This window comes from Intestinimonas massiliensis (ex Afouda et al. 2020) (assembly GCF_900626285.1).
GTDB classification, from domain to species: domain Bacteria; phylum Bacillota; class Clostridia; order Oscillospirales; family Oscillospiraceae; genus Flavonifractor; species Flavonifractor massiliensis_A.
The window spans coordinates 518,756-535,572 of the sequence record NZ_LR131147.1 but is presented as its reverse complement, the minus strand read 5'-3'; the positions used below and the strand labels follow the sequence as shown (position 1 = coordinate 535,572).

13 protein-coding genes are annotated in these 16,817 nt (G+C 61.0%); 9 read left to right on the top strand and 4 right to left on the bottom strand.

Annotated elements, in window-relative coordinates; translation table 11 throughout:
* The first annotated feature begins 57 nt into the window (after positions 1 to 57).
* Together E0E41_RS02840 and rbr are read left to right on the top strand one after the other, a co-directional pair.
* Positions 58 to 447 (top strand): desulfoferrodoxin family protein, encoded by a 390-nt coding sequence (locus E0E41_RS02840; protein WP_130868628.1) that lies wholly within the window; start codon positions 58 to 60, stop codon positions 445 to 447.
* Between the two features lie 58 nt (positions 448 to 505).
* Complete coding sequence (rbr, locus tag E0E41_RS02835; protein WP_130868627.1) at positions 506 to 1,039, top strand: rubrerythrin; 534 nt, start codon at positions 506 to 508, stop codon at positions 1,037 to 1,039.
* 23 nt (positions 1,040 to 1,062) lie between these two features.
* Here rbr and E0E41_RS02830 read toward each other — a convergent pair whose 3' ends face one another.
* Positions 1,063 to 2,343 (bottom strand): sensor histidine kinase, encoded by a 1,281-nt coding sequence (locus tag E0E41_RS02830; RefSeq protein WP_130868626.1) that lies wholly within the window; start codon positions 2,341 to 2,343, stop codon positions 1,063 to 1,065.
* Complete coding sequence (locus E0E41_RS02825; protein ID WP_130868625.1) at positions 2,340 to 3,017, bottom strand: response regulator transcription factor; 678 nt, start codon at positions 3,015 to 3,017, stop codon at positions 2,340 to 2,342. The genes E0E41_RS02830 and E0E41_RS02825 overlap by 4 nt, the downstream gene beginning before the upstream one ends.
* A gap of 198 nt (positions 3,018 to 3,215) precedes the next feature.
* On the opposite strand from E0E41_RS02825, the gene E0E41_RS02820 reads away from it, so the two are divergent.
* From E0E41_RS02820 to E0E41_RS02805, 4 genes are read left to right on the top strand one after another with little or no spacing between them, the layout of a single operon-like run.
* Entirely contained in the window at positions 3,216 to 5,039 is a 1,824-nt protein-coding gene (locus E0E41_RS02820) for an efflux RND transporter periplasmic adaptor subunit (protein WP_130868624.1), read from the top strand.
* 11 nt (positions 5,040 to 5,050) lie between these two features.
* A complete protein-coding gene (locus tag E0E41_RS02815; protein WP_130868623.1) occupies positions 5,051 to 5,779 on the top strand; it encodes an ABC transporter ATP-binding protein in 729 nt (242 codons plus the stop codon).
* Positions 5,776 to 6,957, top strand: a complete 1,182-nt coding sequence (locus tag E0E41_RS02810) for an ABC transporter permease (RefSeq protein WP_130868622.1) — start codon at positions 5,776 to 5,778, stop codon at positions 6,955 to 6,957. Before E0E41_RS02815 ends, E0E41_RS02810 begins: the two co-directional genes overlap by 4 nt.
* Positions 6,958 to 6,975: 18 nt before the next feature.
* Positions 6,976 to 9,009, top strand: coding sequence for an S-layer homology domain-containing protein (locus tag E0E41_RS02805; RefSeq protein WP_130868621.1), 2,034 nt, complete (start codon positions 6,976 to 6,978; stop codon positions 9,007 to 9,009).
* Positions 9,010 to 9,065: 56 nt separating this feature from the next.
* Here E0E41_RS02805 and E0E41_RS02800 read toward each other — a convergent pair whose 3' ends face one another.
* Complete coding sequence (locus E0E41_RS02800) at positions 9,066 to 9,674, bottom strand: TetR/AcrR family transcriptional regulator (RefSeq protein ID WP_165450491.1); 609 nt, start codon at positions 9,672 to 9,674, stop codon at positions 9,066 to 9,068.
* A gap of 184 nt (positions 9,675 to 9,858) precedes the next feature.
* On the opposite strand from E0E41_RS02800, the gene E0E41_RS02795 reads away from it, so the two are divergent.
* From E0E41_RS02795 to E0E41_RS02785, 3 genes are read left to right on the top strand one after another with little or no spacing between them, the layout of a single operon-like run.
* The gene (locus E0E41_RS02795) at positions 9,859 to 10,185 is read left to right on the top strand and encodes a hypothetical protein (protein ID WP_130868619.1); all 327 of its coding nucleotides are present in this window, start codon (positions 9,859 to 9,861) and stop codon (positions 10,183 to 10,185) included.
* The gene (locus E0E41_RS02790; RefSeq protein ID WP_242623664.1) at positions 10,178 to 12,670 is read left to right on the top strand and encodes an efflux RND transporter permease subunit; all 2,493 of its coding nucleotides are present in this window, start codon (positions 10,178 to 10,180) and stop codon (positions 12,668 to 12,670) included. The genes E0E41_RS02795 and E0E41_RS02790 overlap by 8 nt, the downstream gene beginning before the upstream one ends.
* Entirely contained in the window at positions 12,654 to 16,094 is a 3,441-nt protein-coding gene (locus E0E41_RS02785; protein ID WP_130868617.1) for a GLUG motif-containing protein, read from the top strand. Before E0E41_RS02790 ends, E0E41_RS02785 begins: the two co-directional genes overlap by 17 nt.
* A gap of 55 nt (positions 16,095 to 16,149) precedes the next feature.
* Here the strand turns inward: E0E41_RS02785 and E0E41_RS02780 are convergent, their stop codons facing one another.
* Entirely contained in the window at positions 16,150 to 16,677 is a 528-nt protein-coding gene (locus E0E41_RS02780; protein ID WP_130868616.1) for a DUF4364 family protein, read from the bottom strand.
* Between the last annotated feature and the right edge of the window lie 140 nt (positions 16,678 to 16,817).

Here is a 16,817-nt window from a genome sequence, read left to right as displayed (position 1 = left end):
ATGATAACCCGTCAGGGGAAAACGATAAGAATAAAAACGGAAAGGTTGGTTATGATTATGGAGTTCAAACTGTATCGCTGTGCTCATTGCGGCAATATCGCGTTCAAGGCGGTGGACAAGGGCGTGCCCCTGTTCTGCTGCGGTCAGAAGATGGAGGAGCTGGTGCCCAACACCACTGACGGCGCTCTGGAGAAGCACGTCCCTGTGGTGGAGAAGTCCGCCCACGGCAGCGGCAGTTCCGTTACCGTGAAAGTGGGCAGCGTGGAGCATCCCATGCTGCCGGAGCACTATATTCCCCTGATCGCCGCGGTCACCGAGGACACCGTGGTGATGAAGTTCCCCAAGCCCGGTGACAAGCCGGAGCTGAAGACCTTTGCCTATGGAGACGGGAAGGTGACGGCCTACGAGCTGTGCAACCTCCACGGCTTCTGGAAGGGCGAGGGCTGATCCCGAATATCAGACGTTGATCTTATAAAATCTTAAAACAGAAAGGAAGGCGTTTCTTATGGAGCTGAAGGGCAGCAAGACCGAGGCCAATCTCTGGACCGCGTTTGCCGGAGAGAGCATGGCCCGCAACAAGTACACCTACTTTGCCAGCAAGGCCAAGAAGGAGGGCTACGAGCAGATCGCGGCCATCTTTGAGGAGACCGCCGGCAATGAGAAGGAACATGCCAAGCTGTGGTTCAAGGAGCTGGGCGGCATCGGTGACACCAAGGCCAACCTGAAGGCCGCCGCCGCCGGCGAAAACGAAGAGTGGACCCAGATGTATAAGGAAATGGCTGAGACCGCCCGGGAAGAGGGCTTTGAGAAGCTGGCCTTCCTGTTCGAGGGCGTGGGCAAGATCGAGAAGGAGCACGAGGAGCGCTATCTGACCCTCCTGAAGAACCTGGAGGAAGGCATGGTGTTCAAGCGGGGCGACGAGTATATGTGGAAGTGCCGCAACTGCGGTCACATCCATTTCGGCAAAGAGGCCCCTCAGGTGTGTCCCGTGTGCGCCCATCCCCAGGCGTACTTTGAGCTGCGCAGTGTAAATTACTAAAATGAGAAAAAGACAGCCGCTTGTCAGAATGACAGGCGGCTGTCTTTTTCTATGCTGCGCGGCAAAAGAACGGTAAATATGGTCCCTGTCCCTACAGAGCTGGATACCGAAATTTTCCCCCGGTGGTGTTCTGTGATGGCCTTGGCAATGGCGAGACCCAGACCGTAGCCCCCCTGGCTCCGATCCCGGGCGGCGTCCGCCCGATAAAACCGCTCAAACAGGTGGGGCAGATGCTCCGGCGGAATGGGCTGGCCGGTGTTGCGTACAGTGAGCCGAAGTTTGTCCTGCTGCCTGTCCAGGAACAGCTCCACCGAACCCTGTCTGCCCGCATATTTCACCGCATTGTCCAGCAGGATGCGCACCAGCCGGCGGAGCTGCGCTTCATCACCGGTCAGGGTGAGCCCTGGTTCCACCTGGGACTCCAGCTGGACACCGGCTTCAAAGGCTACCGGCTCAAAGGGCAGCAGGCAACCCTGGATCAGCTCGCTCAAATCCACCTGGTCGGCGCGAAAGTCCTGTCTGGCCGCGTCAGACTTGGCCAGGAAGAGCAGATCCTCCACCAATCCCTTCATCTGGCGGGCCTCCTCTTGTGTGTACTCCAGCCACTTGGACTGAGCTGACACGGGATCCTCCGGATGTGCCAGCACGATACCGGTGTTGGCCAGAATCACAGTGAGGGGCGTCTTCAACTCATGGGAGGCGTCAGCCACAAACTGCCGCTGCTGCTGCCATGCCTTTTCCGCCGGCCGGAGGGCCAGGCTGGAGAGAAACAGACCAACAAAAAAGAAGGCGGTCATAGCCAGCAGCCAGATCAGCAAACAGCTCAGGATCAGGTTCCGCAGGGAACTGTTTTCCCAGCTCTGGTCGGCGAAGGCGATATGGACGGTGCCGTCGGGCCGCTGCTCTACCAGAAAGCGCAGGTGGAGTGTGCCCAGTACGCCTCGGTCTGTCCCGGCCGCCAGGGCTTGTTGAGCCGCCTGTTCCGCCGTCTCTTCCGATACCTCTACCTGGCCGCCGTCATTGATGTGGGTGACGGCGCTGTCCTCCACGGTTACCACAAACACCGGTACCATAGTGAAGCGTCCGCCGCTCTCCTGGCGGTCACGATCCGGCGGCGGGCCGCCGATCTCAAAGCGCGGATTTTCGTCCTCCTGCCAGTTGAGAGCCATACGCATGGCAGCCTCGCTCTGGTCGCTGAACCGTCGGGCGTTGGAGACCACCAGCAGCCCAAATACCACCGTCAGAACCAGACCAACCAGCAGCAGATTGATCAGAATGAACTTTCGCCGCAGCTTCCGTATCATTCCACCGGTACCTCCAGGTAGTACCCCACCTTACGCACCGTACCGATACTGACGGCGGAGGATAGATAGAGCAGTTTTTTCCGAAGAAAGGAGATGTAGACCTCCACATTGTTATCCTCGGCATCCGATTCCAACCCCCACACCCGGGAGATGATATCCTCCTTGGGCACCACGGAGTGGAGGTGGCTCATCAGCAGCTTGAGTACGTCAAACTCCTTGAAGCCCAGGCGGACCGACTTGCTGCCGCAGCGCAGGCAGCGGGTGGATAGCTCCAGAGTAAGATCTCCGGCGGAAAGCTGTTCGCCCACCACCTCCCCCTGACGGCGGGTGAGGGCCCGCACCCGGGCCAGCAGCTCCCCAATGTCAAAGGGCTTAGTCATGTAGTCGTCGGCTCCGTGGTCCAGTCCGGCGATCTTGTCGGGCACCTCGTCCCGGGCGGTGAGCATCAGGATAGGAGTGGATACGTGGGCGCAGCGGAGCCGCCGGGCCACCTCAAAGCCATCCACCTTGGGGAGCATTACGTCCAGAATGATCACGTCATATTGGCCAGTAAGGGCATAGTCCAGACCATCCGCCCCGTCATACACCAGATCGGCCTGATAGCGCTGCTCCTCCATAATCTGCCCCAGGGCCTCCGCCAGCCGCCGCTCGTCCTCAACAATCAAAATCTGCATCGTTGTAAAATTCCTTTCATCACGGTTTTTCCCATGATATTCCGCTATCCTGAAATTTGTCTGAAAGAAGGATAGCAAATCTGAAAGAAAAAAGGATTTACAGAGTGTTAACAATTTCCATACGGGCTTTTTCAGGGTAATTTCAGCTTGCGGAACTATACTGTCCCGGAAACCGGAACAGAACGGGAGGACGCATATATGCAGCTCTTAGCAGTGAGAAAAGGGAAACGGGATGCCGGAGAAGGTGCGCCGCCGGTGGCACCTAAGCCCCGCCGGAAGGTGACCCGGAAACGGGTGATCCTTTTGGCTGTGGTAGTGCTGGCGGTGGCAGCCGGTGTGGGAATCAAGGTGTTGTTTTTTTCCGGGGAAGGGCAAGTGGCCCTGACCGAGCGTACTACCTACGGCAGTCTGGCCACCACCATCGAAGGCACAGGCACCACCGTACCAGCGGACAGCGTGACCTATACCACCGCTTCCGACAGCGAGATCACCGCCGTTTATGTCTCCGCTGGGGACACCGTAGAGGAGGGTGACCTGCTTTATACCCAGGACGCTACTGAACTGGACGAGGAGATCGAGGGCTATCAGGATGAGATCACCGAGCTGGAGAACACCCTGTCCGACTCCCAGGATCAGCTGGCCGACTTACAGGAGAGCATGGCGGCCCTGACCGTCACTGCCCCCTTTGCCGGGCGGGTGACAGATGTGGCGGCAGACGTGGGGGACAGCGTCAATGCCGGGACCAAGCTGGCCACCTTGGTGAATGACAGCAAGATGACGCTGACTCAGTACTTCAGCTACGCCTATGAGGATCAGGTCTATGTGGGTATGAAGGCCGGCATCTCGGTGGCCAGCCTGATGAACACGTTTGAGGGCACCGTCACCGAAATCAAGAAGGTGGACCGGGTGACCGCCGAGGGCACCCACTGTTTTGCCGTGACGGTGACGGTAGATAATCCCGGTGCCCTGTCCGAGGGTATGGGCGGCGCTGGCTACCTGGTGGCCGACAGCGGGGAAAAGCTCTACCCGGCGGTGGAGGGAACTCTGGAGTACTACGCCAGTAAGGACATCGTGGCGGAGACCGGGGGGGAACTGACTGCCGTCAATGTGTCCGATTACGAATCAGTGTCCAAGGGCAAGGTACTCTTTTCCATCGACGGCTCCGAGCTGGAGAAGCAGATAGAGACGGCCAACCGGAGCATCACCCAGACCCAGGACAAAATCACCCAGACCCAGGAGAAAATTACCCAGGCGGAGGAGAGGCGGGCCGATTACAACGTCACCGCTGAGATCTCCGGCAAGATCATCATGGTGGGCGTGCAGGAGGGGGAGAGCCCCCGCCAGGCCGGTCAGACGGCTGTGACCCTCTATAACATGGATTGCATGACCATCACCGCCAACATCGACGAGCTGGACATCGACAATATCACCATGGGCATGGAGGTGGACATCACCCAGTCCGGGGCGGAGAGCGACACCCACTATACCGGCACGGTGACCGCCATCAGCTATGAGGCCACCAACACCAACGGTGTGGCCTATTTTCCCATCACCATCACCATTCCCAGCGACGGCGCTCTTTCCGCCGGTGTGAATGTGTCCTACACCATCACCGTGGGAGATGAATCGGAGGGTGTGCTGGCCCCCATCGCGGCTCTCCAGAACACCAGCGAGGGCACCTGCCTCTTTGTCAAGGTGGATAGCCGCCCGGACAACGCAGTGGATCTGGAGAACGGCGTGGTGCCTGACGGATTTTACGCTGTACCGGTGGAGACCGGGGTGTCCAATAGCCAGTATGTCCGAATCTTATCCGGCGTAGAGGAGGACGTGGAGGTCTTTACCCGCTATCAGCAGTCGGCACCCTCCGGCGGCGACACCACCAGCCAGGGGGAGGACAGCCAGGACTTTGAGGGGCGGCCCGACTTCTCCGAGGGCGGCGGCATGCCTGGCGGGAACATGGGAAGCGGCAATATGGGCGGCGGCATGCCCGGTGGCGGCATGAGCGGCGGACCCATGGGTTAAGGAGGCGTGACATGAGCTTGATCCGATTGGACAATGTCTATAAAATCTACGGCCCGGGCCAGGAAAACCAGGTCAATGCCCTGGATGGGGTCACTCTGGAGATCAATCAGGGGGAGTTTGTGGCTATCATCGGCACCTCCGGCTCCGGCAAGTCCACCATGATGAACATTCTGGGCTGCCTGGACGTGCCCACCGCCGGAGAGTACTGCCTGGACGGCACCCCCATCAGCGGCCGCAGCCGCAGGGAGCTGGAACTGATCCGCTCACGGAAGATTGCCTTTATCTTTCAGGGCTACAACCTGATCCCCTCTCTGAATGTGTGGCAGAATGTGGCCCTGCCCTTGCTGTATCAGAAGGTACCCCTGGCCCAGCGGAAGGAGCGGGCCATGGAGGCCCTGGAGCGGGTGGACATCGCCGCCAAGGCGGACTGCCGTCCCGGCCAGCTCTCCGGCGGCCAGCAGCAGCGGGTGGCCATCGCCCGGGCCATTGCCGCCCGCTCTCCCATTCTCATGGCCGACGAGCCCACCGGCGCCCTGGACTCCAGAACCGGCGCCCAGGTGCTGGAGCTGATGAAGCAGATGAATCGGGCGGGCACCACCGTCATTCTCATCACCCATGACAACGGCATCGCTGCCCAGGCCCACCGCACCGTGCGGGTGATGGACGGGAAAATCGTCCACGACAGCCTGTGGGACGGGGTGCTGGTGGACCTGCCCGTGGCCCGGGCGGTGGCGCCGTGAACGCATTTATGATGGCCCTGGACTCCATCCGGGACAAAAAAGGCCGGTCCTTCCTTACCATGCTGGGCATCATCATCGGTGTGACCGCTGTGCTGGTGCTGGTGGCCCTGGTGTCGGGCTACAACGCCGATATCACCGCCTACTATGAAAAGCTGGGGGTCAACAAGGTCAATGTGACCGTCACCTGGTACGACACCAGCCGGGCGGTGGACGTGATGAGCGCCCTGTATGACTACGGCAACGAAGAACTGGGCGATATGGTGGAGGGGGTAAGTCCAGATGTCTCCACCTCGCTGCCCCTGAAATACCGCACCACCACCCTGGACACCTCCACCGTGTATCTGGGCAGCGATCAGTACGCCGCCTGCAACAACTACACCCTGGAGGACGGCCGCGATATCAACGCCTTCGATATTGAGCAGCGGAACATGGTGTGCGTCCTGGGCTCCTATGTGGCCGACAGCCTGTTCCAGTATGCCGACCCCATCGGGGAGACGGTCTACATCGGCGGCAATCCCTTTACCGTGGTAGGAACCTACTATCAGAAGGACGGGGGCACTGAGGGCTCTATGGACGACATGGCGGTGATCCCCTACTCCCTGGACCGGGCCATTCTGGAGACCGACTACCTGACTGCCTTTACGGTGAAGGTGGACACCTCCGACCATATGGACAGCGTCATGTCCAGACTGGAGGTGTTTCTGGCCGACACCGTTTCCACCACCGTGGGGGAGTATGAGCTGGAAAACGGCAACTCCGCCATGACCGAATCCACGGATGAGATGACCTCCATGAGCGTGGTGCTGGGTGGGATCGCCGGCATTGCCCTGCTGGTGGGAGGTATCGGCATTATGAATATCATGCTGGTGACGGTCACCGAGCGCACCAGGGAGATCGGCATCAAGAAATCTATCGGCGCTCCCCGGGGGGAGATCGTGGGGCAATTCCTGGTGGAGGCGGCCATCCTCAGCGGCATGGGGGGCGTTATCGGCATCCTGCTGGGCTTCGGCCTGAGCCTGGTGCTGGGCAAGGCCATGTATGACCTGATCCTGTTACCCAATGGTCTGGTGACGGCGGGCGCCTTTGTGTTCTCGGTGGTCATCGGTATCGTATTCGGTATTTATCCGGCGGTGAAGGCCTCCAACCTCCAGCCGGTGGACGCCCTGCGGGCGGATTGAGAGAAGGAGGAGATTCCATTGAAACAAAAGATCTGCGCCCTGCTGACGGCGGCAGGGCTGTGCCTGACACTGGCGGTCCTGCCCGCTCCGGCGGCTGCCTTTACCGACGTCAGCGGGGACACCGCCACGGCAGTGGAGGTGCTGTACAGCCTGGGCATCGTCTCCGGCTATTCCGATGGGGCCTACCACCCCTCCGACGGCCTGACCCGAGCCCAGTTCTGCAAGCTGGCAGTACTGGCGGAGGGTCACGGGGATCAGGTGACCGGCAGCGCCTACCGCACCCTCTTTTCCGATGTGTCGGGCAGCCACTGGGCGGCGCCCTATATCAATCTGGCCTATGAGGAGGGCCTGGTCTCCGGCTACGGGGACGGCACCTTCGGCCCCGACGACCCGGTGTCGGTGGGTCAGGCGGTGACGGTGGCCCTCCACCTGCTGGGCTATACCACCGAGGACGTGGGTCCCTTCTGGCCGGAGGACTACATGAGCCTGGGGGAGAAGCTGGGCCTGCTGGACGGAATCTCCACTGACCCGGACCACGCGCTCACCCGGGGAGAGGCGGCCCTGCTGCTCTACGGTTTGCTGTCCCAGACCGATAAGGAGGGTGGCGACTACATCAACAAGCTGTGTGCCTCCAAGGTGGCCGATGCGGTGCTGCTGGATGTGGACGCGGAGGCCGACGACGGTACCACCGGCCTGGTACAGATCTGCACCACCCAGGGCCTGAGTTACTATGAGCCGGCGGGCGAGGTGTCGGAGTCTCTGGCCGGGAATCGGGGCACCCTGCTGCTGGACAAGACGGGGGAGGTGTGCGGCTTCCTGCCTGACGGTACGGTGAGCCGCACCGTAGCCCTCTCGTCGGTGTCGGCCAGCGGCATTACGGACACTGCCGGCAGCTTCCATAGCGTTTCCAATTCGGTCAACGTCCTTCTGGATGACACCCTTACCGCCTACAGCTCCTGCTGGTATGATCTGGAGGGAAGGGACACTGTGACCCTCTATTACAACAAAAAGGGGACTGTGGACCTGGTGACTGCCTCCCAGGCGGTGGCCTATGAGGGTGTGACCCTCAGCGGCTATTACGAGGGGGCCAGCCCCAACACCGCCGCCCCCGATACCATTACCCTGCTGGGGATCGAACTGCCGGTGGCGGACAGCGGGCAAGACAGCCTGAGCCAGTTCAGTGTGGGGGACAGGATTACCGTTACCCTCAACGGAACGGGGGAGGTGGCCTCTGCCGCCGCATACAGCCAGCAGGACAGCCAGTACGGCGTGCTGGGCAATGGAGAGGTGTCGTTGTCCTGCGGCCTGACTGCCAGGGGCACGATCAGCAGCACCGGCTCAGTACAGACCGGCGATCTGGTATGCGTTACCTCCAGCGGCATCGGCAAGCTGTCGGTGAGCCCGGCGGAGAGCGAGGTTTCCCTGTCCCTGAACCTGACCCGCGGTACGCTGGGCAGCATCCCGCTGGCAGATAACGTAGTGATCTACGAGCGGGCGAAAAACAGCGTGGTGGTGGAGATCGACCTGGATGACATCCTGGTCAGTACGGTGTCCGCCTCCAAGATCGACTTCTACGCCACCAACGCTGACGGTGAGGTGAGCGTGCTGCTGCTGGACGACGTGACCGGCAATGCCTATACCTACGGGATTCTGGAGGTCGGGGAGCAGAGCGGCGGCAGCGGCAGCCTGACCTATACCAACACCACTGTGTCGGTGGAGAACAGTGCCGGTACCAGCCAGAGCTATATCACCGGCCAGACCGTCCGGGGCGGCGCCATGGGCGGTATCGCTGTCAGCGGCGAGGAGAAAGCCGTGGCGGTGGTCACCCTGTCTCAGTCTAAAGACGTGGCCCGATCTTCCTTTGACGGAGAAGATGCCGTGGTGGTCAACGGAGTTAGGGTCCCCATCAGCGATGACGTGCAGGTCCGTAACGGGGACAACAGCAGCTGGATCACCCTGCCCCAGGCCAAGGCCTACACGGATACCTTCACCGTTTACTACAGCGGTACTCTGGGAACAGACGCCGTGGTACGGGTCATCGTTACCCAGTGAAAAAAGAAAAGGACGTGGAAAACTATAGTTTTCCACGCCCTTTTTGAGAAAAAGAGCTATAATAAGTCATCCTTTTCCTCTTGCTGTGTCTGACGGAGCACGCTGCCCCGCATCTGGTCCCGCAGCAGCCTGTCGGTGAAGCGGATCAGCTCCTCCGGTGTCTTGTCGATCTCACCCAGCAGCCAGCTTTCCACCAGCCCTGCCAGGGCGATCACATAGAAGTGGGTAAACAGCTCCAGATCGCCCTCCTCGCCGGAGGTACAGCCCATCTCATCCGCAACGGTGGTGACGGTGTGGCGGATGATGGCGTAGAGATCGGTGTAGAAGAAGTGCTTTAAGTGATTGCGGCTCAGGGAGTTGAGGGCGCACAGACATACTGCCCGGTTTTCCTGTAAGTACTGGAAGAGCTGCAGCAGACCCTCCTGCCACAGCAGCACGCCCTCCTGCTGTTTCAGCAGGGAGAGGGCTTCCTCCTGAAACATCCAGCGTACCAGATCGTAGATATCCTCAAAGTGGTAGTAGAAGTGCTGGCGCACCATGCCGCAGTGGTCCATGATTTCGCTGACCGTGATCTTGTCCAGGGGCTTCTGGACCATCAGCTCCTTCAGGGAGGCGCAGATGGCCTGTTTGGTGGCATGTGAGGATTCATAGGATTTGTGCTTCATAAAGGGAGCCTCCGGTCCGGTGATGGTAAATGAGCTTGGACCCAGTATACCATCCCAAGGGGCCTTTTTCCTAGATGCAAATTGCCCGTCTGTGTCAGAATTCTGACACAGACGGGCAGTTTGCATGTTGTAACCGGCGCGCCGGGAACGTATGCTGAGAAAAAAGACCGGAGGGGGATCCTATATGAAACAGTGGTATCAGATTACCTTGCACAGCCAGATGGGCCCCAGGGAGGGGAAGCTCTTCCTTCACCGAAAGGGAGACGGCACTGTGCGGGGCATCCTGTCCCTGGCTGGCTACGAGAATCCGGTGCGGGGCACCTGGGACGGGGCGGGAATGCTCACTCTGTTCCACAGCCTGCGCACAGCGTTGGGAGATTATGCCTGCCGCTCAGTGCTCCACCTGGCGGGAAACACCCTGCGGGGTACCGCGGAGCTGGACGGGTGCCGGATGAAGTGGAGCGGAGCACCCCTGAACGAAGAACAGACTGAGGAGAAAAACTGTGAGTAAAAACCCTGACAAGCCGTCCTTTTTTGAGCGCCTGGCCACGCTCATCGTGGATAAGCGCAACCTGATCTTTTTCCTGTACATCTGCGCCGCCATCTTTTCCCTCTTTTCCCGGAACTGGGTGTCGGTGTGCAGTGACATTACCCAGTATCTGCCCGCCACCACCGAGACCCGCCAGGGCCTGACCATCATGGAGGATGAGTTCACCACCTTTGCTACTGCACGGGTCATGGTGTCCCACACCACGGTGGACCTGGCCCGGGACCTGGCCGACCGCATCGAGGAGATCGACGGTGTCTCCTCCGCCGTGCTGGGGAAAGGGGCCGCCGCCGGCGGAAGCGGGAGCGGAGAGACCCCGGAGGAGATCTCGGAATACTGCAAGGGGGCAGATGTGCTCCTCACTGTCACTTTTGCCGGGGAGGAGGACGACCCGGTGAGCGGGGAGGCCCTGTCCCAGCTGCGCGACCTGCTGGAACCCTATGACTGCTACATCGACACCGCCGTGGGAAACGAGACCTCCGACACCCTCCAGACAGAGATGGGGGTCATCCTGGCCATCGCGGCGGCGGTCATCCTGCTGGTGTTGCTGCTTACCTCAAAGTCCTATGCGGAGATCCCGGTGCTGGTGCTTACCTTCGGGGCGGCAGCTTTGCTCAACCTGGGCACCAACTTTTTCTTTGGGGAGATCTCCTTCGTCTCCAATTCGGTGACAGTGATCCTCCAGCTGGCTCTGGCCATCGACTACGCCATCATCCTGCTCCACCGCTTTCTGGAGGAGCGGGAGCACCTGGATGACAGGCGGGCCTGTATCGCTGCCCTCAGTGCCTCCATCCCCTCTATCTCAGCCAGCAGCCTGACCACCATCTCCGGCCTGGCCGCCATGATGTTCATGGAGTTCCGCATCGGCTTTGATATGGGCATGGTACTCATCAAGGCCATCTGCATCAGTATGCTGTCGGTATTCACCCTGATGCCCGGCCTGCTGATGATCTTCTGCAAGGCCATGGAGCGCACCCGACACAGGAACTTCATTCCCTCCATCGACCGCTGGGGCAAGCTGGTGGTGAAGCTGCGGTTCATCGGCGCGCCGGTGTTTGCCCTGTGTCTGGTGGCAGCTTTCTATTTCTCCAACCAGTGCCCCTATGTCTATGGATACAGTCAGATCCATACCGTCAGCCAGAATGAGGCCCAAATTGCGACAGAGACCATCAACGACACGTTCGGCGCCCAGAACACGGCGGCGTTGCTGGTGCCCAGGGGGGATTACGAGAGTGAAAAGACATTGCTCAACCGGCTGTCGTCCTATGACGAGGTGGAGAGCGCCCTGGGCCTTGCCAACATTGAGGCCATGGACGGCTATGCCCTGACCGACGCGCTGACACCCAGGCAGTTTTCCGAGCTGATCGACCTGGACTATGAGCAGGCCAAGCTGCTCTATGCTGCCTATGCCGCCGACAAGGAGGAGTACGGCCGGATCGTGGAGGGGGTAGACGACTACACCATCCCCCTGATGGACCTGTTCCTCTTCATCCACGATGCCAAAACAAGTGGTTACATTACCCTGGACGACCAGATGAGCAGGGAGATCGACGACCTCTATGACCAGCTCACCGATGCCCGGGCCCAGATGCTGGGAGAGCACTACTCCCGGCTGGTACTTCAGCTGGATCTGCCGGAGGAGGGTGAGGAGACCTTCGACTTCCTCAAGACCATCCACGCCGAGGCGGAGCGGTACTATGACGCCGATCAGATCTTCCTGGTGGGGAACTCCACCAGCGACTATGACCTGTCCACCTCCTTCGCCAGGGACAACATCCTGATCAGCGTCCTGACGGTGGTGTTCGTCATTCTGGTGCTGCTGTTCACCTTCCTGTCCGTCGGCCTGCCCATCCTGCTGATCCTGGTGATCCAGGGCAGTATCTGGCTGAACTTCGCGGTTCCCGGTCTGACGGGGCAGCCCATCTTCTTTATGAGCTATCTGATCGTCACCGCCATCCAGATGGGCGCCAACATTGACTACGCCATTGTCATCTCCTCCTGGTACAACGAGCTGAAGGCTACCATGCCCCGCAAGCAGGCCATTGTCAAGGCCCTGAGCCTGGCTTTTCCCACTGTGCTCACCTCGGGCAGCATCCTGTCGGTGGCGGCCTTCCTGATCGCTCAGATCACCACCGAGCCCAGCATTGTGGGCATCGGCCAGTGCCTGTGCCGTGGGACCCTGATCTCCATGTTCCTGGTCATGTTCATTCTGCCGCAGCTCCTGCTGCTGGGTGACAAGATCGTGGAGCGGACCCGGTTCAATCTGAAATTCCCGGAGCACGAGCGGATCACCCGTACCAGCGGTGTGATTTACGTCAGCGGCCGGGTACGGGGCCGGGTCAGCGGCGTCATCGACGCCAATATCCACGGCGTGATCCACGGGGAGCTGGCCGCCATGGTGGACTCGGGAGATATATCCAAGGAGGAAGAACATGAGACACAGGAATAAAGGGCTGTCCGCTCTGCTGACGGCGGTCCTGCTGCTTCAGCTGCTGGCCCCCGCTGCATGGGCGGCGGAGCCGGCGGTCATTACCATCCGCACGGCGGAGGACCTGACGGAGCTGTCCCGGAATTGTTCGCTGGACAGCTGGTCCCAGGGAAAGACCGTCCGTCTGACGGCGGATATCGACCTGGCCGGAACGTCCTTTCAGGCCATCCCCACCTTCGGGGGGACCTTTGACGGCGGCGGCCACACCATCTCCGGCCTGTCCTTCACCGGCAGCGGCAATGTGCAGGGGCTGTTCCGCTACCTGCAGTCCGGCGGCGTGGTAAAAGACCTGACGGTGACGGGGAACGTATCTCCCACCGATTTCCGGGATACCATCGGCGGCATCGTGGGGGACAACAAGGGGGAAGTGCTCCGCTGCACCTTTGAAGGCACGGTGTCCGGCAAGACCACCGTGGGCGGCGTCGTGGGTTGCAACCAGGCGGGAGGGCAGGTCATCAACTGCACCTTCTCCGGCTCTGTCAGCGGCGAGCTCCACGTGGGCGGCATCGTGGGCCAGAACCTGGGCAGTGTGATCCAGTGTACCAACCGGGGCAGCGTCAATACCACCGAGCTGGATACGGAAGCCGATCCCCAGACCCTTCTCCAGGAGGAAACCGTCACAGACGCCGCCGCCGACCTGTCCGGCTGGACCGATGTGGGCGGCGTCGCGGGACACTCCACCGGCATCCTGCAGAACTGCCGGAACGAGGGCGCGGTGGGTTACCCCCATGTGGGCTACAACATCGGCGGTATCGCCGGGCGGCAGAACGGTTTTCTGGACGGCTGCACCAATACCGGGACCGTTCAGGGCCGGAAGGATGTGGGCGGCATCGTGGGCCAGCTGGAGCCTGAGGTGACCCTCCTCTACCAGAAGAGCTTTCTGGAGCAGCTGGGGGGCGAGCTGGATGTGCTGCAGAACAAGATGGACGGTCTGCTGAATGATGCGGGAGCCGTCTCGGACGACCTGTCCGCCCAGATGCGGAGCCTCTCCGACAATACCCGGACGGCCCGTGACGCGGTCAAGGGACTGTCTGACGCCATGGTGGACTGGACGGAGGAGGGAGTAGGCCAGATCAACGACCTGTCCGCCCGGATCTCCCGGGCTCTGGAGGGCCTTACTCCCATTCTGGATGATGCGGATACTCAGCTGACCGCCCTGGGGGATGTGGCGGATCAATTTTCCGCCGCCCTGGAGGAGGCGGCAAAGCTGGGCCAGCTCAGCGGGGACGGGGCGGAGGACCTGCGCCTGGCCGTAAAAGATGCCGCCGCCGCGGCCAGAGACCTTAAGGAGGCCCGTACTCATATCGCCGCCGCCCTGGATGCGCTGAAAAAGGGGCTGGGGGATGAGCAGGCCATGTCGTCTGCGCTGAACAGCCTGTCCCAGGGTGTCAGAGACATGAGCACCGCCCTCACCAGCCTGGGCACGGCGGCGGAGCAGATCCGCTCGGCCCTCCAGCGGCTGTGGGCGGACAAAAGTGATCAGCAGGCCGTCCAGCAGCTGCTTGCCGCCCTGACCGATATGTCGGAGGCTGCCCGGCAGGGTGGCGAGGGGCTGACCCAGGCGGTGAAGGCCCTTTCCGCCCTGCAACAGGCAATCCTGACCGGCAATCCGGCGGAGGGCGTGAAGCAGGCTCTGGAACAGCTGAAAAGCGCGGGGTCTGACGCCAGCCAGGCACTGGCCGGGCTGGCGGGCGGTGCGGGACATCTGGCAGACGCTATGGAGAGCCTGAAAAAGCTGAGCGGGGTGCTGGATGGCTCCCTCTCCGGCCTGGGTAAGGCCGGACGGGAGGTGGCGGATGTACTTTCCAGCCTGGCGGACAGTGCCGGACAGGTCCAACAGGTGGTCCAGGAGCTGACGGACGGACCGTCCATCCAGGTGCCCTCACTGGACACCGCCGTGACCCAGCAGAGCGACGCCCTCAGCGATGCCTTTTCCGGCCTCATGGACGGGGCGGATGACCTGAACACCCTGATCTCCAATTCTACCGATACGCTGCTGACCGACCTGCAGGCCATCAACGCCCAGCTGGGGGTCATCAGCAGCCTGGTACGGAACGAGGGCCAGCGGATGGGGGAGACCCAGATGGAGGACCGGGTTCAGGATGTGTCCGCCATGCAGGAGATCCAGAGCCAGTCCACCGGCCGGGTGTCCGCCTGCCGGAACGAGGGGGCCGTGGAGGGCGACGTGGACGTGGCGGGCATCGCAGGCGCCATAGCCATCGATCTGGAGTTTGACCCGGAGGACGACCTGACCCAGCAGGGCGACCGCTCGGTCAACTTCCTGGTACAGGCCAAGGCCGCTGTGTTCGACTGCGTCAACGCCGGAGCGGTCACCGGCAAGAAGGACAACGCCGGCGGCATCACCGGCCGGATGGATCTAGGCCGGGTCCAGGCCTGTGAGAGCTACGGCGATGTGGCCAGCACCGACGGCAGCTATGTGGGCGGTATCGCCGGCAGTTCCCGCGGCATGATCCAGGACTGCTGGAGCAAATGCACCCTGTCGGGCAGCCACTACATCGGCGGCATCGCCGGTCTGGGCAGCACCCTGAGCGACTGCCGTTCCGCGGTGGAGATTTCCCGGGGAAATGCCTATCTGGGTGCCGTGGCGGGAACGGTAGAGGAAGATAGAACTGTAAATGGGAACCTCTTTACAAGTGATACGCTGGCTGCTATTGACGGTATCAGCTATGCGGGCAAGGCGGAACCGGCAGATTTTGAGACTTTGTGTGCTCTGCCCGGAGCGCCGGAGGATTTCGCCCAGATTACCTTGACTTTTGTGGCTGACGGTGAGACGGTAGAGGTGATAACCGTCCCCTATGGCGGCAGTGTGACCGCTCTGCCGGATATCCCGGCAAAGGAGGGCTGCTCCGCTGCCTGGCCGGAGCTGGACTACGGAAATGTCACCGCAAGCTGTACAGTGGATGCGGTTTACACACCTTACACCTCAGCATTGACCGACGGCGGTGAGCTGCCGGAGATTTTGGTGGACGGCAGCTTCAGCAGCGGCGCCCAGGTCTCCCACAACAGCCGGGAGGAGACCTGGACGGACAGGGAAGGGAAAGAGTACCAGGGCACGGTGTGGACGGTCACTGTTACAGATCCCGAGCTGGAGGAGGTATCCTATACCATCCACTGCCGCCTGCCGGAGGAGGGCAAGAGCTGGCAGCTCTGGGTGAAGGGCGAGGATGGCTGGCAGAGGCAGGACAGCACCATAGACGGCAGCTATCTGCTCCTGAAGGGGACGGGGGAGACCACCGTGTTCTGTATCCTGCCCCAGCCCTTCCCGATGGCTCTGGTAGTGGTACTCATCCTGGTGCTGGTTCTGGCCGCCGGGGTGGTCATTCTCCTGGTCAGACGGCGCAGACGGATCAAAGTGCGGGCATAAATAAAAAATGCCGCCGCCCTTCTCAGAAGGGCGGCGGCATTTTTGTAGCTCAGGGTTATTCCGGCTCTTCCAGCAGAGCCTCCAGCACGTGGTGATAGATATGCTCCGGTCTGGCCTTGAAGTGGGCGGCCAACCGGTCAGCCTGCTCCTGAGAGCCGCACAGCAGCTCCAGTGTAAAGAGGTTTCCGTTGTCATCATCCAGCACCATCCGCAGGGTGAGTCCCCCTTCCGGACGGGGCAGGATCTCGGCCCGCACCTGGGCGTTGCGGCGGAGAATGCCGTTGACCTTGGAGAGATTGGCGGCGCATTTGCGCTTCACCGTGTAGGGCAGGCTGCTCTCACAGGCGGCGCCGTTCTCCCGGCCCTTGTCGGTGATGGAGTAGAGGTCATTTTCCAGAGTCAGGTGGCCCGACTCCACCAGCTCAGCCGCCGCCTCGGCAAAATCAAAATAGTCGATCCCGTCGTCGCACATGGTCAGGTCGGTGAGGGTGGGAAAGTCGATGGGGGCGGCCACCCGGGCCATGAGATAGAGAATCAGAAATTTGATCTCCAACTTGTCGTGGATAAAGCCATAACGGGGCATAGAGGATCTCCTTTCCGAGGGGTAAAATGAGGTGGCGCCAGGCGGCGTGTCCCTCAGTCTAAAAATATTATAACGAAAACGGACCAAAATCACAAGGGATTTTTCCCGCCCTTGACGGGGAGAGCGCCGGTGGGGTATCA